This is a genomic window from Companilactobacillus farciminis KCTC 3681 = DSM 20184, assembly GCF_002706745.1.
GTDB lineage: Bacteria > Bacillota > Bacilli > Lactobacillales > Lactobacillaceae > Companilactobacillus > Companilactobacillus farciminis.
The window spans coordinates 733,206-757,580 of record NZ_CP017702.1 but is presented as its reverse complement, the minus strand read 5'-3'; the positions used below and the strand labels follow the sequence as shown (position 1 = coordinate 757,580).

Below are 24,375 nucleotides of genomic sequence, written 5' to 3'. Positions count from 1 at the left end.
TCATCTGATCAGTGAGTTATTGATTATTATCTAATTGGACAAGCGCCACCAGCACAATCTGATTGATCGACTAGCTCGATGTCTTTCTTGTCATGATTATCATTTTGTTTAGCAAAAACCGCAGCGACGTTTTCGTCAACTTCTGATTCACGTTCTTGATAGACTCTCTTATTGATTGGTTCTTTAGGAGCTTGCTTGAAGCCTGAACCAGTATATGGCAAGAGTGATGTTGACTTAGTTACATTTCTGTATTGGTACATCAATGGAGCAATTTGGTCGCCTTCTTCTGGTTGGAAGGTAATCGTACAACTAACCGCATTGTCTGACCAATAAGTTTGTAAGAAAGCTTGTGTAGCGAATTGTTCAGCAATAGAAACTGATCCGGCTGATGCAAAGTTAGGATCATCAGCATTTTCAGCTTTAACTGGGAATTCAACACACATTGTATGTTTTGTATAAATATCAGGTTCGATCTTGTATCCACAAGCTTTCAAAGCTGGTAGCAATGGATCTGAGTCTTGGAATCTGATTCTTTGAATTAAGTAACCTGCATAGTGGAAATGCATACCTTCAGACACACCAGCAAGCTTAGCAACTGTACCGGATGGCTTAACAGTTGTGTGCTTGATAGATGCCTTACATCCTAATGCGTTTGAGTACTCCTTGTCAGCCTTAACAACAGTCTTGTACAAGTCATCAAACTTGTCAGCAACACGTTGATCATAAATAGGTTTTTGAACTGTTTCACCTGTTTCAGGATCTGTGGTAGGTTCAAAACCAGTCACAACACGATTACCAAATGTTGTCAAAATCCAGTCTTGAATACCAGACATTGAAACACCGATACGACGGTTCTTTTGAATAACTTTACGAGAAACTTCCCAATCGTAATTACTGAATGTAACACGTTTTGTATAACGAGCAGCTAATGAGAAAGCTTCTTCCAAACTCCAACCTTGTTCACTAGCAATCAATGGAAAGACTTCAAACAAGTTACATGGTTCACCATTGCTTAGAGAAATTTCTCCACAAGGATTAGTTCCTTCAACGCCATCATCGATACCTGGTTGATAGCCATCGATTGCACGACCATAATTACGTGACAATTCAAGGTTAACAATTCCTGGTTCACCATTATGAGTGATTGAATCAGCAATAGGCGCATACTTATTAAATTTGGTATCAACTGCCACACTGTTATTTGAAGCCCAACGGTGGTGATATAACTTTTCTTGATCTTGTTTCATAGTAATAAAGTTATCATCAGTAGCGCCACCTAAAGCAAGCTCTGCAGAGCGACGAACATTACCAGCAACAACGGTCTTACCAATCAAGTTACCCATGTCAGTACAGTCAACAGAAGTCAACTTTCTGCCAACGGCATTGTTCAAAACTTCATTGATGTCAAAGAACATTTCAATCAATGGTACAGGACCTGAAGCAGTACCACCAAAACCTTTGATCTTTTCACCTTTAGCACGGATATCAGTAATATCTAATACTACATCGTTCAAGCCATCATTTGTGTCGTTGAAGTGAGCATCGATCATATTGGCGTTACCAATAACCCAGCCTTCACGCGTATCTGGCAATTCATAGTGACGTTTGTTGTCATAAGAATTATTAGCTAACCATTCGTCACGATCTACAGCACCAGCAGCGATTGAATCTTTATAAGAAGCACTTTCTTTGCCGATCAATACTGTCAACTTAACCTTTTCGTCAACAACTGGCATCAACTTCATATTTGATGGGACAACGGAAAAACCAACGCCGCCACCCTTCATCAATTGATCAAACATGAATGAAAATGGCATTGAAACAGCCAATTGATCCTTTTGTAGATATGAAGGAACGATATGACTTTCACCATATTTTTGTGGTCTAACAGCAATAAACCAACAATTGTTCAAAGCATCCCCATTACGGTGTTGATACTCTGTTCCAGAGATCCAAAGGTTTCTACCTGAAGGAGTGGCAGCTAATCCATAGATCAACTTATAAAGTTCTTGGGCTTCTTTAACTAAGCCATTATATTGTTCATCGGTTAAATCATCATTTTGTAAACGAGGGTCCAAGTTGATATTGCCTTCAACCACACGTTTAACAGTTTCAGACCAGTTTTCAGTCCGGCCTAATTCGTCAATAAAACGAGCATAGGTACGTTTATATGTAACCCAGCCCAATTCACCCCAGTGGGGTTTAACTGTCTTTTTTACTTCGTCAACGAAGTCATCTGATAAAATAATTTTATTAATAGTGTTCATTAACATTCACTCCACAACTTTTTGATAACACAATATATAGTACCCCGATTTGATTTGAATAACAACATCTTGTATTTAAATTTATTTGGCGAATAAATTAGCACTAAATCTTGTGGTTGTCATTTCGGCATTTGCAATCAAAAAAAGGACTACTCGTAATTTAATAAATTCCTAAGAATTTTAAGCGAAAAATCTAAGGTCGCAATTACTATTCTAATATCGAATCGAAAGACTTAGCAATGATTTTTTTAATTTAAACTTTGGACCGAAATTCAAGTGGATAACGCCAAATTTTATCCTTGACACGAACATATGGTTGTCACGTCAGGTGTTCCACAAGAAAAATAATTTTAGAACGAAAAAAAGCCTTTCAATTCATAACGAATCAAAAGACTTCTCTGCTACCTTGCCTTAAAATACTTTCTTGTAACGCTGATTAATTAGATATTCCAACCTTTTAACCGACTTATAACGGCGTCTTCATAACGTGATATCTATAAATTTACTTGATCAATGCGAGATGTAACTTGTGAATTATATTGTGAGAATAAACCAATTTGATGATCTTTTCGATAATGATCCCAATCCATCTTCCGAACCTAAATTTTATCGCTACCAGCTCTAGTTTCAGAGACTAATACTTTCGAATGACTGAAAGGATAAACAACGATCAATAACAATGAAATCAGATAACCCTTTGTGAAAAATAAACAGCCAATTATCATCATGAACGTTATAACGTCCAAAACGGTTAATCTTCGATAATATATTTTTGATTGGTCCAAAGTTTGCATCGCAAATTCCTCCTATCACATTTTCAAGCTCATTATAATCCCGTCCAAAAAGTTAAATTTAAATTCAATCGAAGCTTAACAATATCTTAGCTATTTTGGCATACGAAGAAAAATATTTTTTTAATGCCTTACTTTCTCTGTGCATTTGGCTCTTGTCATAGTTTGGTTATTTAAAAATGTAGAAGAGTTCTATTATTCACTATATATGATTTCATTTTTTTGAATTAAACGAGATAAATAATAAAACTAGGATCCAGTCTGGAGCACAAGTTCTGTGATGGCTCAGCCGCCAAATTTTTTGTTAGTGCTTTAGCACTTACAAAAAGGCCTAGTTTTGAGATTTTGCGTCTTTGGGGCCATGCAAAAGCTCAAAATAGTGCCGGCAGCGTTCCAGCCAATCACAGGACTTGTGTGGAAGACGGCATTTTACATTAACCAAATTTTTTTAAGAACCCATTTGGAATAGTAACTAAAAAAAGTAACACTGCTATGGTAATATTACTTATGTTATTTAAAGCTAGGGAGAAATATTTCCAATCTCAAAATATCTTTTAGGAATTAAATAATGTAGGGAACACATCCAACGATTAATAATATAGGGGGGAATCTCTTATTCTTAAAATGCAAAACTTTATTAGTAAGGCCATCCTAGCTTGTGTAGGTATTTTTACAACTGCTGTCTTGTTATTGATGGCTTTATATTATTATCAAGAATTTTTATTTAAAAATCCGCTTCGTAACATTATCGTTTTATTTATAGCTTTAATAGTTATCGCCGTGGCCGGATTCAGCTTGATGAAAATCAGAACCGATGATAAAAATATCAATCGATTAGTTTTATTCTCAATGATTATTTTCTTCATGGTCATCGCTTTGATCTGGATATCATTAGTACCGAAAACACAAGTCAGCGATTACGGTAATTTCTGGTTGAGGCTTTATCATTACGATATTGGCGATCCACTCTACCAAACCGACAATGATTATTTTTCTAAATATGCTTATCAAACCGGTTTTATGTATTATGCTTATCTAGTTTCAAAGGTTTTTGGATACAACATCTTCGCTATTCAATTTCTAAATGTCATTTATCAAGGTCTAACCTTACTATTTACTTATTTACTTGTTGATAAAATTTTCAACAACATCAAAATGGCTCGTTTATCGGTCCTTCTATTGATGATTGACTTAGATTGGTTCGCATTAAACGCTGAGACAAGTAACCAATATTTAGGTTCACTACTCTATTTGATAACTTTCTATTTAATCATTCAAAATAAGACTTGGACTTATGCTCTTGCTGGAGTTACGCTGACTGCCGGTTGTCTGATTCGACCTATCGGTCCTGTAATAATCGCCGGAATCGTTGTCTTTACACTGATCTATCTCCTATGGAAACAACGTAATTACAAAGCATCTTTGAAAGTTTTAATGACCTTGATCATTTACTTTGTGCTCTTTAGTTTAGCCGGTTGGGGAATCAAAGCATCTGGTATGAACGAATACGGTTTGGCCAACAATGACCCCGAATGGAAATTCGTTACTGGTTTGAACTATCAGTCAGTTGGTACTTACTCACCTGATATGGAACGTTTGATTGATGCCAGCAAATCAAGAGCCACAATGAGTAAAGTTGAAAAGGCTGCTTTAAAAGACGAAATAACTTATCTCAATGAAAATCACGCTTGGATCAAATTATTCATTAAGAAGACGCAATTGCTTTGGTCATCCCGAACACTTGCAACTGATGGAGCTAATTTCTCCATGAATCACAATCAAAAGACTGTCGATTTAGTCAACTACATTTCTTATCTTGGTTCGGTTGTCTTGATAGTCTTCTCCTGGATCGGTTCGATGTCATTATTTAAAACTAAGTTTGACGACAACCTTTATTTACTATTATTGCCACTGATGACTTTTGCAGTCGTGCAGCTGATCATTGAAGTACAAGGTCGCTACCGAATTGAATTTTTGCCAATAATTTCTGTTATGGCAAGTTTAGGTATTTACAACACGATTAAAGTTTTAAGTGGTTCTAAATTAAAACAAAAGAAATCATTCAATATTGATCAAATAGATTAAAAAAAATCCTCATTAGAATTTTTACATTCTAGTGAGGATTTTTTTGATTAGGCTAAACTACTTGCTTTAACCCATTCATTTGTAGCAACTTGATAATAAGTTTCACCTTTTAGATCCATCTTATTAGCTGTTTGCCACTTACTATTAGGTCCTAAAGCACGACTAGTAATTGCTTGACCATCTTTAGTGTACAATTGAGCAACACTGCCACCGATTGTAACAACGCCCTTAGCAGGTGTAACTCCAGTAGTGTCATTATTAACTGTTACGTCACTTGCTTTGACCCATTCATTTGTAGCAACTTGGTAATAAGTTTCGTCATTTAGAACTAATTTATTAGCAGTCTTCCAACTTGAATTAGCATTCAAAGCACGACCAGTAACTGCTTGACCATCTTTAGTATAAACTTTAGTAATAGCATCCTTAGTTGTTACAGTATTGTCAAATGGTGTGACATTGCTTGTTGTAGCTTCAGCAGATACATCGCTTGCTTTGACCCATTCATTTGTAGCAACACGGTAGTATGTTTCACCCTTGATAGTCTTTGATTCATAGTATTTCCATGAACTATTGGCTGCCAATGTACGACCACTGATAGTATTACCGTAGTTTGTATATAGTTGAGCTGTTTGGTCTTTAACTGTTACGACACCAGTTGGTTGTTCGGAATCAGCATTCTTTGTTACGGTAACGATTTGTGTATTGTTGTCGCTTTGCAAAGTTACTGATTTAGTAGTTGTTGTATAACCACTAGGAATTTGGCTGTCAGTTAAATCAACTGTGTCCCCAACATTTTGGCTGTAGATTTCAGCACGACCAACTTCTGTATTGTCAGCAGTCTTGAAAATCACTGTATTGAAGACTTGTTTGTTAACTTTGATATTGTATTCTTTACCATTTTCCAAGGTAATTGTCTTGTCAGCATCGTTCAACAAGGTAGTACCAGCTGGAATATCAGTCAAAGTATACTTATTGCCGTCTCCTCCATTAACAACTTCAGAATTAACTAAGTTATTGTTTTGATCAACGTAATTAACCTTTGCAGAAATCATCTTAGTTACGTTAACAGTAACGTTAGCACCATCTTTTTGGAAGTTTGCGATACTACCAGAATAAATATAACCATCTGGATAGTAACCTAATGGTTGGCCTTCAGTTCCTTGTAAAGTCTTTTGACCAACTTTTTCTCCATTGTATTCATAAGTAACGTTATTAGTTACACTAGCAGCGGCTTGAGTAGTAACTTTATCAGCAGCTTGAACAGTCTGTGTCATTGGAAGTGTACCAAGAACCATACCAGAAACTAGCAATCCACTAAATAGTAATGATGTACTCTTTTTCAATATAAACCCCTCCATACTTTTAATATATATGAATTTATATCATATATACTTCAATTATAAAGGGATGGCATATTTTATTCGGTTTTCGCAAAATATTTAAAACTTACTTAAAGTTTATTAAAAATTTTGATTGAAATATTTGGTAATTTTAAAAATATTCGTATACTTTGACTGATTTTTGGCTTGATAGAAGGCTGGATTATTCAAACGATATTTACCATTTTTTTTAATCCAAAAAGTGACTTCTGGATTATTTATTGTATAAAAGTTCTCCGTCAATCCCATTTTCTGATACATTTTTTCTTGATGTTCATTGATGGCACGAAATTTATTTAATCCTAAAATCACCGTTTGACCGATTTTGGGCATTGGCTTTGTCAAAGTTTGTCCGTACACTAGCGTTTGTGGATCTTTAACTCCAAATTGTTCACCAGTATATTGACCTTCAACATTCACCAAATAATTTTGAGCACGAATCAAACCTCCCGAAAATTCCGTTTTAACCGTTGAATTATTCAAAGACTTGTCTCCTTGAATAACCTTATCAATATAGATTGATGCTTTAGTCTCCGGTGTTAAGACACGTGTTGGTTCTGGCTCTAGATTAATGACCCTAGCTTTAACGACCAATTGACTGCCACTTTTGAAACGTGCCAACGACATATCTTCATCGTTATAGCCTGAAGGTACGGAAATAATTTTTTCACCTGGAAATTTTATTACTTGAGTTTTTTTCAGCTTGTTATTCCATGCCTTTTTATTTTTCTGAATCAATTTAGTCTGTTCTTTTGTATCTCGGGGTTGTTTTTGAGAACTACACCCCGCCAAAACTAGCGTCAACAACGCCAGCAAACCAAGGAGTTTTTTCATCGATGGTCTCCTTTTTTAAACTGATTTCCAATAAATATTGTAATTGCCGTGAAAAACAACGCCATAATTGCAAAAATCACTAGTGAAGTCCAATTGGTGTATCCAAAATAACTACTGTTTATCACCGTATACACAAAGAAAATCACAAAATCTATACTTGAAATAACTTTTTTGCTCAAAGCAGTTGTCAATTGAAGCAGCGACAATAGGAAAATAAGATAAACTTCCCAAGGAAGATGAGTCCAAAAACTTCTCCCATGCAACAAATTCAATCCGACAACGATAATCGTCCAAAAAAATAAGAACATTACAAAGTTCTTAATGACTCGATTTTTCATAGATACCCCCTGTAAATATGATTTAAGGTTAACATAATTTCTAATTACAAAAAAAGAGAACATTTTCAGAATACAGTTCCTTCTTAAGTTAGGTTACCGTTAAATGTCGTCGTCCGTTCTGCTTTGTGGATGCTGGAACGTACTGGGCGCAACTTGAAGCTAATTCCAGACCCGGGAATCATCTCCAAGATTGACCTTTCACTAAGCAATAAATTTCTCTTGGCAATTTATTGCCTAGTGAAAGACCGAGCTTGAAGACTTTGCCCGAACTTGGGCTTAGCAAAGGCTCCAAGTCGTGTCCACAGCGTTCCAGCCAAATTTTCTTTGCTATGGAGGACGGAATATTACTACTAACCGAAACTAAGAAAGAACCAGAATACAGTCTTATCGGACTATTATTCTAAAATGTTCTCTATCTTTTTAAAAATTAATTCTATTCAGTTTTGGCATCCCCAGAGTCAGCTTTTTTAGCAGATTTCTTCTCTGGTTTCTTACGATGAATCATACGGTCATCGTGCCACTTAGTCAAACTGATCAATGACGACAAGGTCAATGGCAAGATAATGACTAAGATAATCAAACCAAAGATTACACCTAAGGCCACTTGAATCAAGGTTGTAACACCTGAAGGAATCAAAGCAGCGAAGGTACCGCTCAAAATGATAGCCGCTGAAATAACCACGGTTCCAATGGCAGTAGCTGCGTTGAGCATTCGATCTTTCAAATCAGGCATTGGTTCATCCTTGAATCTGACCATCAAGAAGATACTGTAATCGACACCCAAAGCCATCAACATGATGAAGGTAAAGAACGGTGTGTTCCAACTCAATAAGTTGTCACCAAGCACACTCTTTGAGAAGATTCTCGTAATACCTAAAGCAGCTTCGTATGCTAACAACAAAGTTCCAATAATTGTCATTGGTTGCAAGATTGATTCAGTAACAACAATCAAGGCAATTCCGATACCGATAGTCATGATCAAAGCTGTTCTTCCAAAGTCGCCGTTAGCTAAGGTTCTCAAATCATTATTTTGAGAAGTTTCACCACCGACAGCCACTCTAGCATTCTTCAATGAACTGTGTTTTAGTTGAGCTTTCATATCAGTTTGAATCGTCTTCAATTGCTTAGAAGTAGTCTCACTATTAGGATCACCCTTGAAGACTAGAGTAATTGTAGCAATCTTACGATTGTTATCCATATAAGCATTCAATGCTGGTTTGAAAGCTTTACTCTTAATAGTCTCTTTAGGTAGATAGAAGGTATCACCAACGTAAGACTTACGTAAACCATCCAAATAAGTCTTCATAGTCGTGTTACCGTTAGCAATCGTCTCTAATCCACTGTCGGCAGAAACTAGACCTTCTTCCAACTGTGTAACTTGAGAACTCATTTGTTTGAATTGAGTATTCATTTGTTGAACACCGCTATTAACAGTTGCTGAACCAGTAGCTAAACTTTGTCCACCACTAGTCAAAGTTGAATTGGATGCTACCAACGTATTAGTACCACTGGCTAGTTGTGACATTCCTGAAGTCAAGGTAGGAATTTGTCCTTGTAATTGACTCATTCCACTTGAAACAGCGCTAGAACCACTGCTCAATTGACTAATAGCACTTTGTAATTGACTGATCTCACCAGCTGCAGCACTAGTATCTTGTCCTGAACTTTGTAGTAAGGTCAATAATTGTGTAGCTTGTCCTGATAAAGCACTAACTTGTGATTGTAGTTGGCTTAATCCAGATGTTAATTGTTGTGAGCTACTTGTTAAAGTCGAAACGCCACTACTCAACGTAGGCAACTGACTATTAGCGCTTTGCAAGCCATTATTAACAGTTGAAACACCAGAAGTATATTGATCAATTCCACTGGATAATTGTTGTGCACCGGCTTGCAATTGACTAGTTCCATCCGCTAACTCTTGAACTTGCGAAACACTGCCACTGATATTGGCACTTTGTAATTGCGAACTGGCTGAGTTCAAACCAGATTTGATTTTTTCTAGACCCTTAGTTGAAGTGTTCAAACCATTAGTAATCGTTACTAATTGATTCTTTAAGTACATACTCTTGATTTTTGAACCACCAGGTTGAGTGGCTGAAGTAACTGTCTTAACACCTGGTTCTTGCTTAAGATATTGAGTTAATTTGTCAATATCAGCTAAATTTTCTTGAGTCGTTAATTTAGATTTGCTTTGAATATAAATCGTTGCTGGAGCCGACATACCTTTACTGAAATGACTTTGAATAACTTTGTAGCCATATTTAGCTTGATAGCTGTCAGGCACCTCATCGGCATTATTGAAGTTCAAAGTTGAACTATCGTTCATCAAGAAAGGAACTGCTGCTACGGCAATAATTCCTAAGATAACTACTGGATATGCTAGAGCAGCACGTGATAATCCATACCAGATGTGACTCTTGCCACCACCTGCATTGACTTTACTTGGCCAAAACATTTTCTTGCCTAAAGCCTGCATAAAGAACATGTTCAAAGTCAATAAGACAGCTAATAAAACTAGTACACCGATAGCTACTCCGACAGCACTTTGATAGAAGGAGAATTTAGCTAACGAAAGAACGGAAAATCCAATTAAAACAGAAATTCCACTGTAAAGGATCGTTCGACCACCATGTATTTGAGCATCGTGAGCCGCTTCTTTAGCCGACAATCCCCGAGCCAACGCTCCTTTAAAGTAATTGTAGAGCAAAATATTATAATCAGTTCCAATACCAAACAAGACCACTACTAAAAATACTTGGGTAAAGTTAGAAATTGGGAAATTCATCTTTTCTGCAAGATTCATGACGATACTTAACGATGTAACAAAGGCCACACCAACGTTTAGCAAGGAAATCAATGGAACTATTGGTGAACGGAAAACTAAGATCAAAACGATAAAGATGAAAATTATCGCAATTACTTCAGTTTTTTGAATTCCCTTTTCTGTAACCGTTGAGAATTCATCGTTCAACACATCGGCACCAGTTACATACGTTTTAATTCCCGAAATCTTAAGTTGATTCTTTAATTTATTAACTTGTTGACCAACTGCTTTGTCATCTTTGACAGTCACTTGAGCCAACTGAGTCGTTTTATCCTTTGCAATCAACTGTTTCTTAGTTTGAGCGTTATCGCTAGGACCCATGACCTTTTTAATTTTCAGCGATTTTTCACTGCTCAATTGATTTAGTTTATTATCAATTTTACTCGATTGACTGGGAGTTAATTTGGCACCATTGCCATTTTTGAAGACAACGGTATAAGTAATAACCGATTTATTGCCATTAGCCTTCTTTTCAATCTTTGAGGCTTTTTGACTTTCGGTATAACTAGGTAAAGTGATATTCCCCTTGTTTCTGACCAATTGCGAAACATTAGGCATCATTACTAACGCTGCTACTACCACAATGATCCAGCCAATTAACGCTATAAGATACTTATTTTTAATCTTTCCCACAAGAATAGCTACTATATCAAACACGGAATTATGCTTTATACATAATCAGAAAAAATATAGTTTTTCCTTTCTCGAATTTATTAGTCATGATAATGCAGACATCACTACAATAAATTGATTAAGATCATTAAATTTAATTCGGCATAATCACCACATCCATGTTCATATTTCCTCATGCGTATCATGCCATATTAATCTTTTTATTACTAGAAATTTGCAATGCATATCACAATTATGAATATCGAATATATACTTTCTGAAAATTCATTCTCAATCATAAAATTATCGGTTTATTTATACAAGAGACAATAATTTTATATTAGCTCATATTTTGACACTTATTTAAATATGCAAAAATTTAGACATTAGTGAATATGGAATCAAGGAAATTCTTATGTTAGGCTTAAATTAGATTTCATTTGGGGGAAATATATATGAAGATAGATGTGACTAAACACCTGACCTTAGGAGCTAAAAGAACATTAAAAGCTTTTCGAATTGCTATGTTTGAGGAATTAAGCGAAAAAGAATTTGATAAAATCACAGTTAATGATATTTGCCAAAGAAGCGAATACCCAAGAGCTACCTTTTACAACTATTTCGATGACAAAATCGACTTACTTCAATATCTCTGGTCCTACATTGCTAAAGATGTACTCGAACAGTTATCAAAGGATACCTCTGATCGTAATACTTTGGTGAACGTTTTTAATTTATTACTGGGATTTTTCCACAGCAATGAATCACTTTTGAACAGCATTAAGCAAAATAATGGAGTTAATTCACACCTTTGGCACAATATGTCCGGATATTTAAAAAACGAGGTCAACAAGGTAGTCTACCAATATTGTGCTGACAATCCTTCCAATCAAGTTCCTGCCAAAATGCTGTCACGTTTTTTCAGCGATCTGTTAATTGGGATGCTCGAATGGTGTCTATTCGATGAACCTGAAATTGATACTAAAACAGCCGATGATTACTTAAATGCTTTATTAAATGGAAAATTTTAACAAAAAAAAGAGCTCGCAAAATGCGAACTCTTTTTTTTAATACAAATTACTTGTTTAGATATTCTTCAACAAGCTTCTTGTTATCTTCATTAGTGATTGATTCATTAACAGCACGGTCAGCTAATGTAGCTAAGTCCTTTGTGCTCAACTTCTTCATCAAACTTCTTACACGAAGTACTGATGTTGCACTCATTGAGTATTCATCAAGACCCATGCTCAATAGTAGTGGAAGCATTGTGTTGTCACCAGCAGCTTCACCACACATACCAGCCCACTTGCCTTCTTTATGAGCTGATTCAATAACATGTTTGATCAATCTCAAGATTGAAGGGTTATATGGTTGGTATAGGTATGAAACGTGTTCATTACCACGATCAGCAGCCATAGTATATTGAATCAAATCATTTGTTCCAATACTGAAGAAGTCAACTTCTTTAGCAAATTGGTCAGCAAGAACAGCAGCTGCAGGAACTTCCATCATCATTCCTAATTGAATGTCGTCGGAAACCTTAACGCCGTCGTTAACTAAGTTAGCCTTTTCTTCTTCAAAGACCTTCTTAGCATCTCTAAATTCTTGCAATGTACCAATCATTGGGAACATGATACGTAAGTTACCAAAAGCAGATGCACGTAGCAAGGCTCTTAGTTGTGTTCTGAAGATTTCTTGTCTATCCAAACTGATACGGATAGCACGGTAACCTAGGAATGGGTTCATTTCTTCTGGAAGTGGTAGGTATGGCAAGTGTTTGTCACCACCGATATCCATTGTACGGACAACGACTGGCTTACCTTTCATTCCTTCAAGAACCTTCTTGTAGGCCTCAAATTGATCATCTTCAGTTGGAAGTTTATCTGATTGCATGTACAAGAATTCTGTACGATACAAACCGACACCTTCGGCACCATTTTCAATAACACCTTGTAAATCATCAGGAGTACCGATATTAGCAGCAATGTCAAAGTGATTGCCATCAGCTGTAACTGAAGGTTCGTCCTTTAATTTTTCCCATTCTGCTTTTTCTTCGGCAAACTTCTTGGCTAATTCAGTGTAATGTTTGATATCGTCATCAGTAGGTTCAACAATTGCAGCACCGTCTAAACCATCAACGATGACTGTATCGCCTTCTTTAACGTCTTTAGTGATTGTATCTGTACCAACAACAGCAGGTAGTTCCAAAGAACGAGCCATAATAGCTGAGTGGGCTGTACGACCACCAATATCAGTAACGAAACCTTTAACATACTTTTTGTTTAATTGAGCAGTATCACTTGGTGTCAAATCATGAGCAACGATAACGACTTCGTGGTCGATCAATGCTGGATTTGGTAATGCTACACCTAGTAGATGAGCCATAACACGCTTTGTGACATCGCGTACATCGGCTGCTCTTTCTTGCATATATGGGTTGTCTGTCATTCCTTCAAAGATAGCAATGAAGTTTTCTGATACATCGTGCAATGCTTGTTCTGCATTAACATTCTTATCTTTTACTTCTTGTTCAACGGCACCCGTAAATTCTGGATCAGCCAAAATCATCTTATGTGCATCAAAGACTTGAGCTTCTTCTTCACCTAGAGATTCCTTAGCGGTATCTCTGATTTTTGTTAGTTCATCATCTGATGTTGAAATAGCATCTTTAAGACGACTGATTTCTGCATCAGCATCTGAAATACTTTTCTTAGTGAAAGACAAATCTGGTTGAACTAAAAGGTATGCTTCTGCAGTTGCGATACCATCACTAGCTGCAATCCCTTTAATAGTTTTAACCATTATTCTGCCAAACCTTCCTTTGTCATTGTATCTGTAATAGCTACGATTGCGTCAGCAGCATCGTCACCATCGGCTGTAATTGTAACGTCAGCACCTTGGCCAACACCTAGTGACATAACACCCATGATTGACTTCAAGTTTACTGATTTACCTGAAAATTCGATGTTGATGTCTGAGCTGAACTTGCTAGCTGCTTGTACCAACATAGTAGCTGGACGTGCGTGGATTCCTGTTTCTGCAATAATGTGAAATTCTTTCTTTTCCATAATAAATACCTCACCATATAGTTATAAAATTCTGTAGTAATACTACAAATATTCACTAATTAATTTACCATTATCTTTCATTTTTCACAAGGGGCATGCTCAAAAAAAGTTAATATAAGTCAACTGCGATAAGACGTTTAACGCTTACAACGCTACTGCCTGAAAGCGTTTATATTATCAAACTTTTTCAAAGAAATTTGAAAAAATATTTTTATCTACTATTAATATAATAAAATTTTTCAATCTCAAGACTTAGCACTTGCATTCGTCGAGTGCTAATTATATACTACCGTTGTATCCTGTGATAGAGGAAAGGTGGGGTGCGTATGTTATGTCAGAATTGTCATAAGAATGAAGCAACAATTCATCTTTATACAAGTGTTAACGGTCAAAGGACAGAAATCAATCTCTGCCAAAACTGTTATCAAAAATTAAGAAATCAAGCTAACGAAGGTATGAATAATATGGCACAAAATCCGAACGGTGGATTTTCTAGTTTTGAAGACTTGTTCAACGCCTTAAACGGCGCACAACAACCTAATGCTTTCGAGCAACAAGGTCCCCAAACCCAAACTGGTGGCGGCAATGGAAATGGTCGCAGACCTAGAGGTAACGGAGTCTTAGATCAATACGGTGTCGATCTTACTGACCTTGCTAAAAAAGGACAGATTGATCCGGTCATTGGTCGTGACAAGGAAATTAATCGAGTAATTGAAATATTAAATAGAAGAACTAAGAACAACCCTGTTTTAATTGGTGAAGCAGGTGTTGGTAAAACTGCTGTTGTTGAAGGTCTTGCTCAAAAGATTGTTGATGGCGATGTACCAGAAAAACTACAAAACAAACATGTTGTACGTTTAGACGTTGTTTCCCTAGTTCAAGGTACTGGTGTCCGTGGTCAATTTGAACAAAGAATGCAACAACTTATCAACGAACTCCAAAAGAATAAGAATATCATCCTCTTCATTGATGAAATTCACGAAATCGTTGGTGCTGGTAACGCTGAAGGTGGCATGGATGCTGGGAACGTTTTGAAACCTGCCCTAGCTCGTGGCGACATTCAACTAGTCGGTGCAACCACTTTAAATGAATATCGGACCATTGAAAAAGACTCTGCCCTAGAACGTCGTCTTCAACCCGTTCAAGTCAACGAGCCAACAGTCGATGAAACTGTTCAAATTCTCAAGGGTCTTCAACCTAAATATGAAGATTATCATCACGTTAAATACTCTAATGAGGCTATCAAGGCTGCTGCTGAACTATCAGCTCGTTACATTCAAGATAGATTCTTGCCTGATAAAGCCATTGATTTGATCGATGAAGCTGGTTCAAAGAAGAATCTACAAATCAATCACGTTGACGTAGCTGACTTAGACAACAAGATCTCTGATGCTGAAGTCCAAAAGCAAGCTGCCCTACGTAATGAAGATTACGAAAAAGCCGCTTATTATCGTGATCAAGTTACAAAATTCCAAGATATGAAGAACAGCAACAAAGATGAACCCGCTGGTCAAAATATCGTTACCGATAAAGAAATCGAAAAAATTATCGAAGAAAAGACCAACATCCCTGTCGGTGAATTACAATCTAACGAACAAGCTCAATTAAAGAACTTGGAACCAGATTTGAAGAAGCACTTGATTGGTCAAGATAAGGCCGTCGGTGATGTAGCACGTGCAATTCGTCGTAACAGAGTTGGTTTTAACAAGTCCGGTCGTCCAATCGGTTCCTTCCTATTCGTTGGACCTACTGGTGTTGGTAAAACTGAACTTGCTAAACAACTTGCTCGTGAACTATTCGGTTCTGAGGATTCAATGATTCGTTTCGACATGTCTGAGTACATGGAAAAGCATTCAATTTCTAAGTTGATCGGTTCGCCTCCAGGGTATGTCGGTTACGAAGAAGCCGGTCAATTGACTGAAAAAGTTCGTCGTAATCCATACAGTCTAGTTCTACTAGATGAAATTGAAAAGGCTCATCCTGATGTTATGCACATGTTCTTGCAGATCCTCGATGACGGTCGTTTGACAGACTCTCAAGGTAGAACTGTCAGTTTCAAAGACACTATCATCATCATGACTTCAAATGCCGGACAAGGTGTGCAAGAAGCTAATGTCGGATTCAGTGCTGAAGCAAATGGTCAAACAAATTCAATCATGAATCGCTTATCTGAATACTTCAAACCAGAATTCTTAAACAGATTCGATGGTATCGTTGAATTCAACTCCTTGACTAAGGACAACCTCTTGAAGATCGTCGACTTAATGCTAGATGACACCAACAAGATGATTGCTGATCAAGGTCTAAGCATTCATGTAACTAAAGATGCTAAAGATAAATTAGTTGATTTGGGCTACAACCCTAAGATGGGTGCTCGTCCACTTCGTCGTGTGATTGAAGAACAAATTGAAGATAAAGTTGCCGACTACTTCTTAGATCATCCAAAGGATAAACAACTAGAAGCTCACGTCGACAAAGATGAAATTAAAATTTCTAAGTATAGTGCACCTGATACTGAAGAATAATTAGTGGTGCTAAACAAAAACACGAAGCCATTTGCTTCGTGTTTTTTTGTATCATAATTAATCTTTTTCAGTTTTAAGAACTTTACCCTTTTGAGCATGAATTTGCACTTCAGTTTCAGAACTGCCATTAACTACTTTAACTTCCCAAAAAGTCACGCCTAAGTCTTGCTCTAATTTAAATTCCGTAGCTTTTCCACCTTTAGCAGCTTTTTGAGCAATTTGAGCAGCCTTTTTTAAACTGATTATCTTTTTCAGATTTAACTTTTCTGTCTTAGCTTCAGAACGGTCTTCTTCATCCAAAGGTTCTTCTGACTTTTGCTTAATCTTCTTATTGATGGCATTAATGTTGAGCTGATATTCGGTCGTTTTGTCAGCACCCTCAATCGTATAAACTGGCTTGCCCAAATGCTTTTCCAATTCAATCGAAACAATATCAGCTTTAGGAAAGTTCTTTTGATAGACTTTGATGGCCTCATTGACGCTGACCTTAGTTTTTTCGACTAACTCACTATTAGCTGCTGAGTTATTGTCAGAACTATTAGATCCGTTAGAACAACCAACAATCACTCCTGTCATCAACAATAAAACGATTCCCAAAAAATACTTTTTCATTAATATCACCCACCTCTATTTTTACATTATCTTAATTATATTGGAACATTGTGATTTTTACCAAAAAAACGAAGCGGACATTTATCCACTTCGTTTTTTAAATACTGTCGGTAAAGACCCAGTTTAATTTCGTTTCGTAATTACCTGAGGCATTTAATTGCTTATTGTCCAATTCTAAAAGGATTCCTTTATCTGCTTGCCAGCTTAAAGAAGTCATTTCTTGACCCGATTTTGTTTGAGAAATGATGGCTGAACCAGTTAATAAGTCCTGTTCATAATCGTCATCAAAAAATTTCAAATGTCCAGCCAAGGTATTCTTGCTATCTTCACTAACAAAATCACTGTCTTGAGAAACTGACAAGGTGATTGGTGTTTTATCTCTTCTCATATCGTCGACGTCCATAACATTATCTGGCCAATTGCTCTCATTGTTTTGGCGGAAAATCACTTGATCGTTGCCAATTGGTTTGATTGAACCATAGTCAATATCTTTGATCGTATACTCCAATTTATTAGTCGTTAAATTCAAAGAACGTGGCGTACCGATTTTTTGGACACTGCTTCCGGAATCATCTGTTCCCGTCAAATAAGCAATTGAACGATAACTTTCACGCTTATTGACTGTCCCTACCGTGGTATCAACTACCAAATCGGCTGACTTCTGAATACCTAGATTGATATTCTTTACAATTAGAGTCAATTCATTGGAATCCGAATCTTTTTTGACTTCATAATCCGTATCACTTAATTCTTGATCATCCAAAGTAACCTTATTAATCGTTGTTCCAGCACGTAATGGCAAATTGTACGTTGCATCTTTTAGTTGTCCGCTACTACTATTGTTAGTAATAGTGGTTTTAAAGACTACATTATCATCGCTATTAACGTCATAGAGATTGGTCGAATTATCACTGCTATTGTCAAAGGTCTTATTTTCCAAAGTATCTTCTAGAGAAATATCCGGACCTCCATCGGGTAAAACGTGCAAAGTTGCTTCATTAGTCGTATACTCATAAGTTTTACCATTAGCTTTAACCGTGATATAAGCAAAGAATAACGTACCATCATCATTTAAAGTCGTCTTAGGAGTTGTATGTGAAGTTGCATTATTACCAACTTCGATTTCTGATTGTTCATGCGTAATTGGATCTTCTTTGAACCAACGAATCGAATAATTCATATCTTCCTGTTCATCAAACTCGCCAATATTACCCATCAATTCAAATTTAGCGGTTTCTCCGGCTTTGACAGTTTGATCTTCCAAACCACCACCAACGGTAACTTCAGCACTGCCAGAAACCTTAGTACCGTCATTGTTGATAGCTGTTGCCGTTACCGTAACAACTCCCGATTTAGTTCTCGTATTAGCCGTGATCAATCCGGAATCTTCATCAATCGTTGCTAAATCAGTATTATCGATGCTCCACTTGATATCGCCAGTAAAATTAGTAGGCGTAACTTTAGCGTGAGCATAAGTTGAAGTTGTAGTAATTTCGGAATCATAGTTATAAATATAATCATCATCGACTGAAACCTCAACGTCAGTTGCAGAAACGTGTTTATCTAAGGCATGAACAGCCGCAACTTTTGAATAGACGGTTGGTGCAAGAATCGTTGGAATTGCCATGTACCACTGTACTTCCTGTTGATAATATTTCGTACCTATTTCTTTAGGAGTAACTGTTAAATTCTTCTTTGTTCCACCATTCTTTTTAGAGACTTCAGTCCATTTTGTTCCATCAGTTGTTTCATACCATTGATAGTGTGCCCATGATGTTATAGTAAAAAGTGCTGTCCAAAAGGATCTCCCTTGGTCAGTTCTCAGAGTTGTCGAACTATCAACTACGGTATAGTTATTTGGTTGTGGCTGGAGATTATAACCAGATGTCATCCAAATACCTAAAAATTTTCTAACATCTCCAGTTGGTGTTTTATAAGGTGTGATATCTTCTACGGGAATCTCTTCATTGGCCGATACTTCTCGCTGAATCTTGTCAGAGAAAAGGCATGCAGCCATAAATGTTAACATGGCAATTAGGAAAGCCCATTTAACGTTTAATTTCTTCATGATGAAACCCCTTTCTTCATATTAGCGAAGAAATTATATCACGATACAAATAGTATATTAATTCACATTACACAATATTATTTTTATAAAAGTGATATATGTTTTAAGACGATTCATTTGACTTTTAGAAAAAAATTTATTCCATAATACTCACTTGTGGCAAAATTGTTAAAAAAGTCTTTACTGTTTATTATTTTTCCTTTAAATATCTTTAAGATACCTATATAAAAGGAATCCTACTGATTTTTTCATGTTAGAATGACAATAATTTAATGTTAGAAGGGAATTATTATGGGAAAGAAAACTCGTCAGCACCATTTTTCCCATAACGGGGAAAAGACTATGGAAAATGATGTATTATCACCTAAAATCAAAAAATTAACCCGCGATGATGTTGAGATCAAGGTCCACTATGTCAATTCTTTGGGTAAAGATATCGCTAAACCGGTCACTATCAAAGGCCATTATTTAGATAAATTAGATATTCCTTGGCAAGAAATACCCGGATATGTTTTGTCCTCAGTAACTAACTTCCAACAAACATTCATCCCCAATTCTGACGGAATCTATCTAGTTTATGCCAGTCAGCTTTCGGCTCCGGTAATTGTTTACCATCGCAATACTGAAGGTAAATTGATTTCTGATCCGCAATACTTGGTTGGTGACTTAAATCGCGAATTCGATACGCAACCTTTAGAAGAAGCTGACCATTTCTTAGTCCACTCTCCTAAAAAAGCTAACGGTCAATTCACATCTAAAGTTCAGGAACAAGAATATATTTACAATGTTCTTCCTATTAAAAAATATCGAACTAATAAAGACCTATTCGTCGAAACTTCCGCTAACGTAAAAGTCTTTGATCAACCACTCAATAAAGTTCCTCTAGAAAAAACTTTGCCTTACGGAACTTCTTGGAAAGTCTATCGAGCTGTTCAAGAAACATACAACGGAACAGTTTGGTACAACTTGGGTGGCAATACTTGGGTTCCTAGTACTGAAAGTATCGCTACTAAAATCATCAAACAAACATCACCTCGTCAAGAAATGTTGAACAGTCCACTTGCTCAATCGGCCGAAAATATCAGTTACACTTACTCGGTTATCGACAACATGCCAATCAATAAGGCTGTCAAAATCATGTATTATCGTGACCAATACATCACTGCTTGGAAGACTCCTTACGGTGACATGGACAATCAACGCTATCAAGGTGGTCAAAATGTTTTTGTTAAACAATTGGTCCAACTCGACAACTACAGCGTTTGGGCTGAATTAAAAGATGGCTACTATATTGAAAGTAAATATTTAAATATTTAGGATCAAAAGACCTCGCTAGAAATTAATCTAACGAGGTCTTTTTTTACATATCACTATCAACTAAGGTCCAAGTTAATTCACTTGAATATTCTCCTGGCAAATTCAAACCATTTAATTGTAACAAGATACCTTCATCACTATCCCAAGCGTCAGCAACATCAGTGACCTTATCAACTTTTCCACCAGTTGAGTCATAAGCTATCAATTGTTTCTCATCTATTAAGGAACGAACGTCATCATTTTCATCTTTGAAAATCATCCCAGCGTTCATAACCGTATTAAAATTATTTTCTAAAACAAAGTCACTCGTCTGTTGAGCAAATAATTGACATTTGGCATTGTAACTATTTACCTTTACATCCCAATCTCCTTGACGTGAAATCAACTTTTTTCCACCTAAGTTAACTGGATTGAAGCGGTAATCGTTTACGTCTAGTGACAGATCTTTATTTTGGTAAATAACTGAATAATTGATAGTGTTGCTCTTTCTACCATAATTATCGTAAGTAATCAGACTAATTTCATTCTCTTCCTTAGTTGAAAGATTCAAATCACCCCAGTCAAAGAAACTTTCAAAGTCAGCCGTTTGTAAGAATTTTTCAACGTTTGTTCCCTGGTTAAAGTCTATATGAGTATCAATATTGGGGCTAGAATAAAATTCACGCAAATCAGTTTGAGAAATATAATAATTTTCACCGTCAGTATATGTAATAAGTATACTTTGGATGGTTATCATGAAAGATACTTCTAGCTACAATAACCGGCGATTCAGTAGTTATTTCTGAATGCAACTTAGGTACATTGATCGTATAGACTAAGGTATTAGACTTGTAAGTACCATCCTGGACCGTCACATAAATTTCATTTTTTCCTTCTCTTAACCCAGGGTGTTTACTATCTTTTATTATTTTATCAAAATCATTAAAATCAATTCCAACTGTAACGTTATTTAAGATTGGTTTGATTCTCAGATCGATTTTTCCTTCAGTATTATAAACTGCAACTGGATCTTGCTCACCTAATTCAGTCTTAATAACATACGAAACTTTTGACCCATCTGTAGAAGTAAATTTTGAATTATCACTATAGTAAAATGACCCTAATAAAGTTACTGGATCATTATTATCAACAGTAATATTTTGCGTTGATTCGTCGGCCTTTGCAATCAATTCTTTTTCTAACACGTCATAAGTGTAAGTTAATGTATTAGACTTTCTAACTCCATCTGTTACATAAACATCAATCGTATTTTTACCAACTTTTAAGTCAGTTCCTAATACTTCTCGGGAATAGTCTAATGAGGCTACTGGCTTATTTTTATCATAAATGTAAGTGAAATCTTCACCATTAATAATGTGATGCCAGACCATTATTGAGGGATAAAAGTCTGCATCGTTATCATATTTCAAAGTAGCTTCTAATGATGACTTTTGATGCGTATAAAGTGAATGGTCTAATTTATCGGAAGTTATGATTAAATTGGTAAAATCTGCAACATTAATCGTATATTCAATCGAATTAGAAACGCGATTCATACTATCAACTGCATACACTTGAACCTTATTTTCGCCAACTTTCAACCAACTATTATTAGTTGACGCAGAAATCATAGAAATATCAAAATCAGCTGATAATTCATCACTAGCAATCATCAAGCTACCATTGGCTAAACGTGTTTTACCATTAATAACAGTATAGACTTTCGTATCACTATCCATCTTCGAACCATTTGTATACTTTAACTTTCCTGACAAATTAAAATCATCTTCATAAGCGACGTCTTTGGTTAACTCGTCAGTAGTTTCAGCTTCCAAACTGTCGTTGATAATAAACGAAGGACTCATTGCATCATCAATATAATATTGTCCCTTATATGAAATGTGCTTATTAGCAACAGTCGTTGACGTTTTATCAGCGTTTGCTTGACCGTACAATTGAATTGACAACTTTTCATTTTCAACTTTCAAAGCGCCTAGTTTTAAATTAATGATCTGATTACCGTCAGCATCCGTAGTAATATCACTGACAGAAATATCAGTCGTTTTGTCATTGTTGCCATCACTGTAAATAATTTGACCGATTGTATCGTCGGCTAAATCTTCATTAATACCTAGTTTAAAATCAACTTGTTCAGGTAAATTAATGACAGTGGTTAATTCTCCTGTACCAGTAAAACCAGAATTATAAATGATCTCATAATCGAATCTTAATTTATCTTTATTAGAAACGTTGAATTTGGGATCATCCTTTGACTCTGTAGTTTCCTTTTTTTCCAAATCACTAATTTTACGTCCTAACTTTCCTGAAGAATCGTACTGCGACAAATCATATAATGACGTTGAAGCATCGGCATTAGCAACGTTAGGCATTTGTTGGAATAAAATTGCATAATCTTTAGGAACTGAATTTGGAGAACCAGTAGCGGCTGTAAAGCCCCACCTTACCTTGGTATTACCACTATCTCCCTTAATTTTACTAATATCAATTTCTTGATTTATTCTTTTATCCCAATTGCGATAAGACTTAGCTGTTCCGTCGTAATTTTTATCATTGTAAATATAAGAAATATGGGCGGCATTAGAGCCCTCAGTTGGCGGAGTGTAATCCACTGTAATGTGGCGCCAAGAATTGTCTGTCGATTCATCAAAATCATATCCAGATAAGTATAAGTTATGAATCTGCCCTTTATGATTTAAACCATAGTGAAAGTATTCTAGACCTAAAAAAGAGGTTTCCATAAATCCTTCATATGTATCACTTTCTCCAGGATATCCAAAAGCAATATGTTGTCCTTTAACCATATTAGAACCCGAGGTCGATAAACCATCAAAGAAATCATCAATATAATTTGTGTACATCACAAATTTATTAGCATTTCTGATCGTGTCGAACTCCAAAGCTATACTGTTTTGAATAGCACTTTTATCCAAATCAAATGTTCTACCAGACAAGACAGTCTTATTAGAGGGCGGATCGTATCCATCTTGACCACTACCCCATACCCCCAAAGTTTCTCCATAAGCTGGGTCTTCGAAGTACTCCTGAGCACCTCTAGCAATAGCTAAATCACCACGACTATCATTTTGTATAACAAGAGCGATTCCATCTGAAGTTTTACCTGATTCTGGATCAGTTTCATCATAAAAAGTATCACCCAAATAAATCCAAGCTGAAATTGTTTGTCTTTTTGTTAGGTCAAAATAGTTATAATATTTTGAATTGTCATTTGGATCTTTATAGGTTCCCCAAAATGCGGCTATTTGGTTTTGATCTCCACCGCTATCTAACATTTGTATGATTTCAGTTGGATTATTGTATGTACTATTGCCTTTCTCAATAATTGTAGCTTGATTCTTGAATGGTTCGCCTTCTCTTCGAGAATATTCTTCTGGAAGTGTTAAAAATTCTTTGACATCTATTCCTTCAGGGGCAGCTTTATAAACTTCCTCTTTAGTTGGTGCAGCTGCTAATACGTTATTTATTTCTAAGAAACCGATTAGGAATGATATAAAGAATAAGGCTAATGTTATGACACAAAGCTTCTTCTTTTTCATTTTTATTTCCCCTTAATAACAATAATTATTCGCCACATACATAATTTTTTAATCATTTATGTATAATTATTTTACTATATAAAAACGATTAATTTGATTCA

General features: G+C 36.0%; 16 protein-coding genes. 4 read left to right on the top strand and 12 right to left on the bottom strand.

Annotated features, from left to right (window positions below; genetic code table 11):
* Positions 1-26 precede the first annotated feature (26 nt).
* Together nrdJ and LF20184_RS03565 are read right to left on the bottom strand one after the other, a co-directional pair.
* Positions 27-2,267, bottom strand: coding sequence for a ribonucleoside-triphosphate reductase, adenosylcobalamin-dependent (gene nrdJ, locus LF20184_RS03570; protein WP_010020600.1), 2,241 nt, complete (start codon positions 2,265-2,267; stop codon positions 27-29).
* A 599-nt stretch (positions 2,268-2,866) separates the two neighbouring features.
* The gene (locus LF20184_RS03565; RefSeq protein WP_010020601.1) at positions 2,867-3,061 is read right to left on the bottom strand and encodes a hypothetical protein; all 195 of its coding nucleotides are present in this window, start codon (positions 3,059-3,061) and stop codon (positions 2,867-2,869) included.
* 621 nt (positions 3,062-3,682) lie between these two features.
* Here LF20184_RS03565 and LF20184_RS03555 point away from each other — a divergent pair.
* Positions 3,683-5,143, top strand: a complete 1,461-nt coding sequence (locus LF20184_RS03555; RefSeq protein WP_010020603.1) for an ArnT family glycosyltransferase — start codon at positions 3,683-3,685, stop codon at positions 5,141-5,143.
* A 47-nt stretch (positions 5,144-5,190) separates the two neighbouring features.
* Here LF20184_RS03555 and LF20184_RS03550 read toward each other — a convergent pair whose 3' ends face one another.
* The 4 genes from LF20184_RS03550 to LF20184_RS03535 all read right to left on the bottom strand — a co-directional run bounded on the left by LF20184_RS03550 (position 5,191) and on the right by LF20184_RS03535 (position 11,151).
* Positions 5,191-6,486 (bottom strand): SLAP domain-containing protein, encoded by a 1,296-nt coding sequence (locus LF20184_RS03550; RefSeq protein ID WP_010020605.1) that lies wholly within the window; start codon positions 6,484-6,486, stop codon positions 5,191-5,193.
* Between the two features lie 117 nt (positions 6,487-6,603).
* On the bottom strand, positions 6,604-7,356 hold the full coding sequence (locus tag LF20184_RS03545; RefSeq protein ID WP_010020607.1) for a hypothetical protein: 753 nt from the start codon (positions 7,354-7,356) through the stop codon (positions 6,604-6,606).
* Complete coding sequence (locus LF20184_RS03540) at positions 7,353-7,694, bottom strand: hypothetical protein (RefSeq protein ID WP_010020609.1); 342 nt, start codon at positions 7,692-7,694, stop codon at positions 7,353-7,355. Before LF20184_RS03540 ends, LF20184_RS03545 begins: the two co-directional genes overlap by 4 nt.
* A 433-nt stretch (positions 7,695-8,127) precedes the next feature.
* Positions 8,128-11,151, bottom strand: coding sequence for an MMPL family transporter (locus tag LF20184_RS03535; protein ID WP_050783097.1), 3,024 nt, complete (start codon positions 11,149-11,151; stop codon positions 8,128-8,130).
* A gap of 434 nt (positions 11,152-11,585) precedes the next feature.
* On the opposite strand from LF20184_RS03535, the gene LF20184_RS03530 reads away from it, so the two are divergent.
* Positions 11,586-12,161, top strand: a complete 576-nt coding sequence (locus LF20184_RS03530; RefSeq protein WP_010020611.1) for a TetR/AcrR family transcriptional regulator — start codon at positions 11,586-11,588, stop codon at positions 12,159-12,161.
* A 46-nt stretch (positions 12,162-12,207) separates the two neighbouring features.
* Here the strand turns inward: LF20184_RS03530 and ptsP are convergent, their stop codons facing one another.
* Both ptsP and LF20184_RS03520 read right to left on the bottom strand, forming a co-directional pair.
* Complete coding sequence (ptsP, locus tag LF20184_RS03525; protein WP_010020612.1) at positions 12,208-13,932, bottom strand: phosphoenolpyruvate--protein phosphotransferase; 1,725 nt, start codon at positions 13,930-13,932, stop codon at positions 12,208-12,210.
* On the bottom strand, positions 13,932-14,198 hold the full coding sequence (locus LF20184_RS03520) for a phosphocarrier protein HPr (RefSeq protein WP_010020613.1): 267 nt from the start codon (positions 14,196-14,198) through the stop codon (positions 13,932-13,934). Before LF20184_RS03520 ends, ptsP begins: the two co-directional genes overlap by 1 nt.
* A gap of 326 nt (positions 14,199-14,524) precedes the next feature.
* Here LF20184_RS03520 and LF20184_RS03515 point away from each other — a divergent pair, with 326 nt between their 5' ends.
* Positions 14,525-16,723 (top strand): ATP-dependent Clp protease ATP-binding subunit, encoded by a 2,199-nt coding sequence (locus LF20184_RS03515; protein ID WP_010020614.1) that lies wholly within the window; start codon positions 14,525-14,527, stop codon positions 16,721-16,723.
* Between the two features lie 57 nt (positions 16,724-16,780).
* On the opposite strand, the gene LF20184_RS03510 is transcribed toward LF20184_RS03515, so the two are convergent.
* Complete coding sequence (locus tag LF20184_RS03510) at positions 16,781-17,335, bottom strand: PepSY domain-containing protein (RefSeq protein ID WP_010020615.1); 555 nt, start codon at positions 17,333-17,335, stop codon at positions 16,781-16,783.
* 97 nt (positions 17,336-17,432) lie between these two features.
* A complete protein-coding gene (locus tag LF20184_RS03505; RefSeq protein WP_010020617.1) occupies positions 17,433-19,403 on the bottom strand; it encodes a cell surface SD repeat-containing protein in 1,971 nt (656 codons plus the stop codon).
* A 291-nt stretch (positions 19,404-19,694) separates the two neighbouring features.
* Between LF20184_RS03505 and LF20184_RS03500 the strand changes: the two genes are divergently transcribed.
* Positions 19,695-20,720: a MucBP domain-containing protein gene (locus tag LF20184_RS03500; protein WP_010020619.1), complete on the top strand. Its 1,026-nt coding sequence runs from the start codon at positions 19,695-19,697 to the stop codon at positions 20,718-20,720.
* A gap of 43 nt (positions 20,721-20,763) precedes the next feature.
* Here the strand turns inward: LF20184_RS03500 and LF20184_RS03495 are convergent, their stop codons facing one another.
* Together LF20184_RS03495 and LF20184_RS03490 are read right to left on the bottom strand one after the other, a co-directional pair.
* Positions 20,764-21,456 carry a hypothetical protein gene (locus LF20184_RS03495; RefSeq protein ID WP_010020621.1) on the bottom strand — a complete coding sequence of 231 codons (693 nt, stop codon included), beginning with the start codon at positions 21,454-21,456 and terminating at the stop codon, positions 20,764-20,766.
* Complete coding sequence (locus tag LF20184_RS03490; RefSeq protein WP_010020622.1) at positions 21,419-24,274, bottom strand: L-type lectin family protein; 2,856 nt, start codon at positions 24,272-24,274, stop codon at positions 21,419-21,421. Before LF20184_RS03490 ends, LF20184_RS03495 begins: the two co-directional genes overlap by 38 nt.
* Between the last annotated feature and the right edge of the window lie 101 nt (positions 24,275-24,375).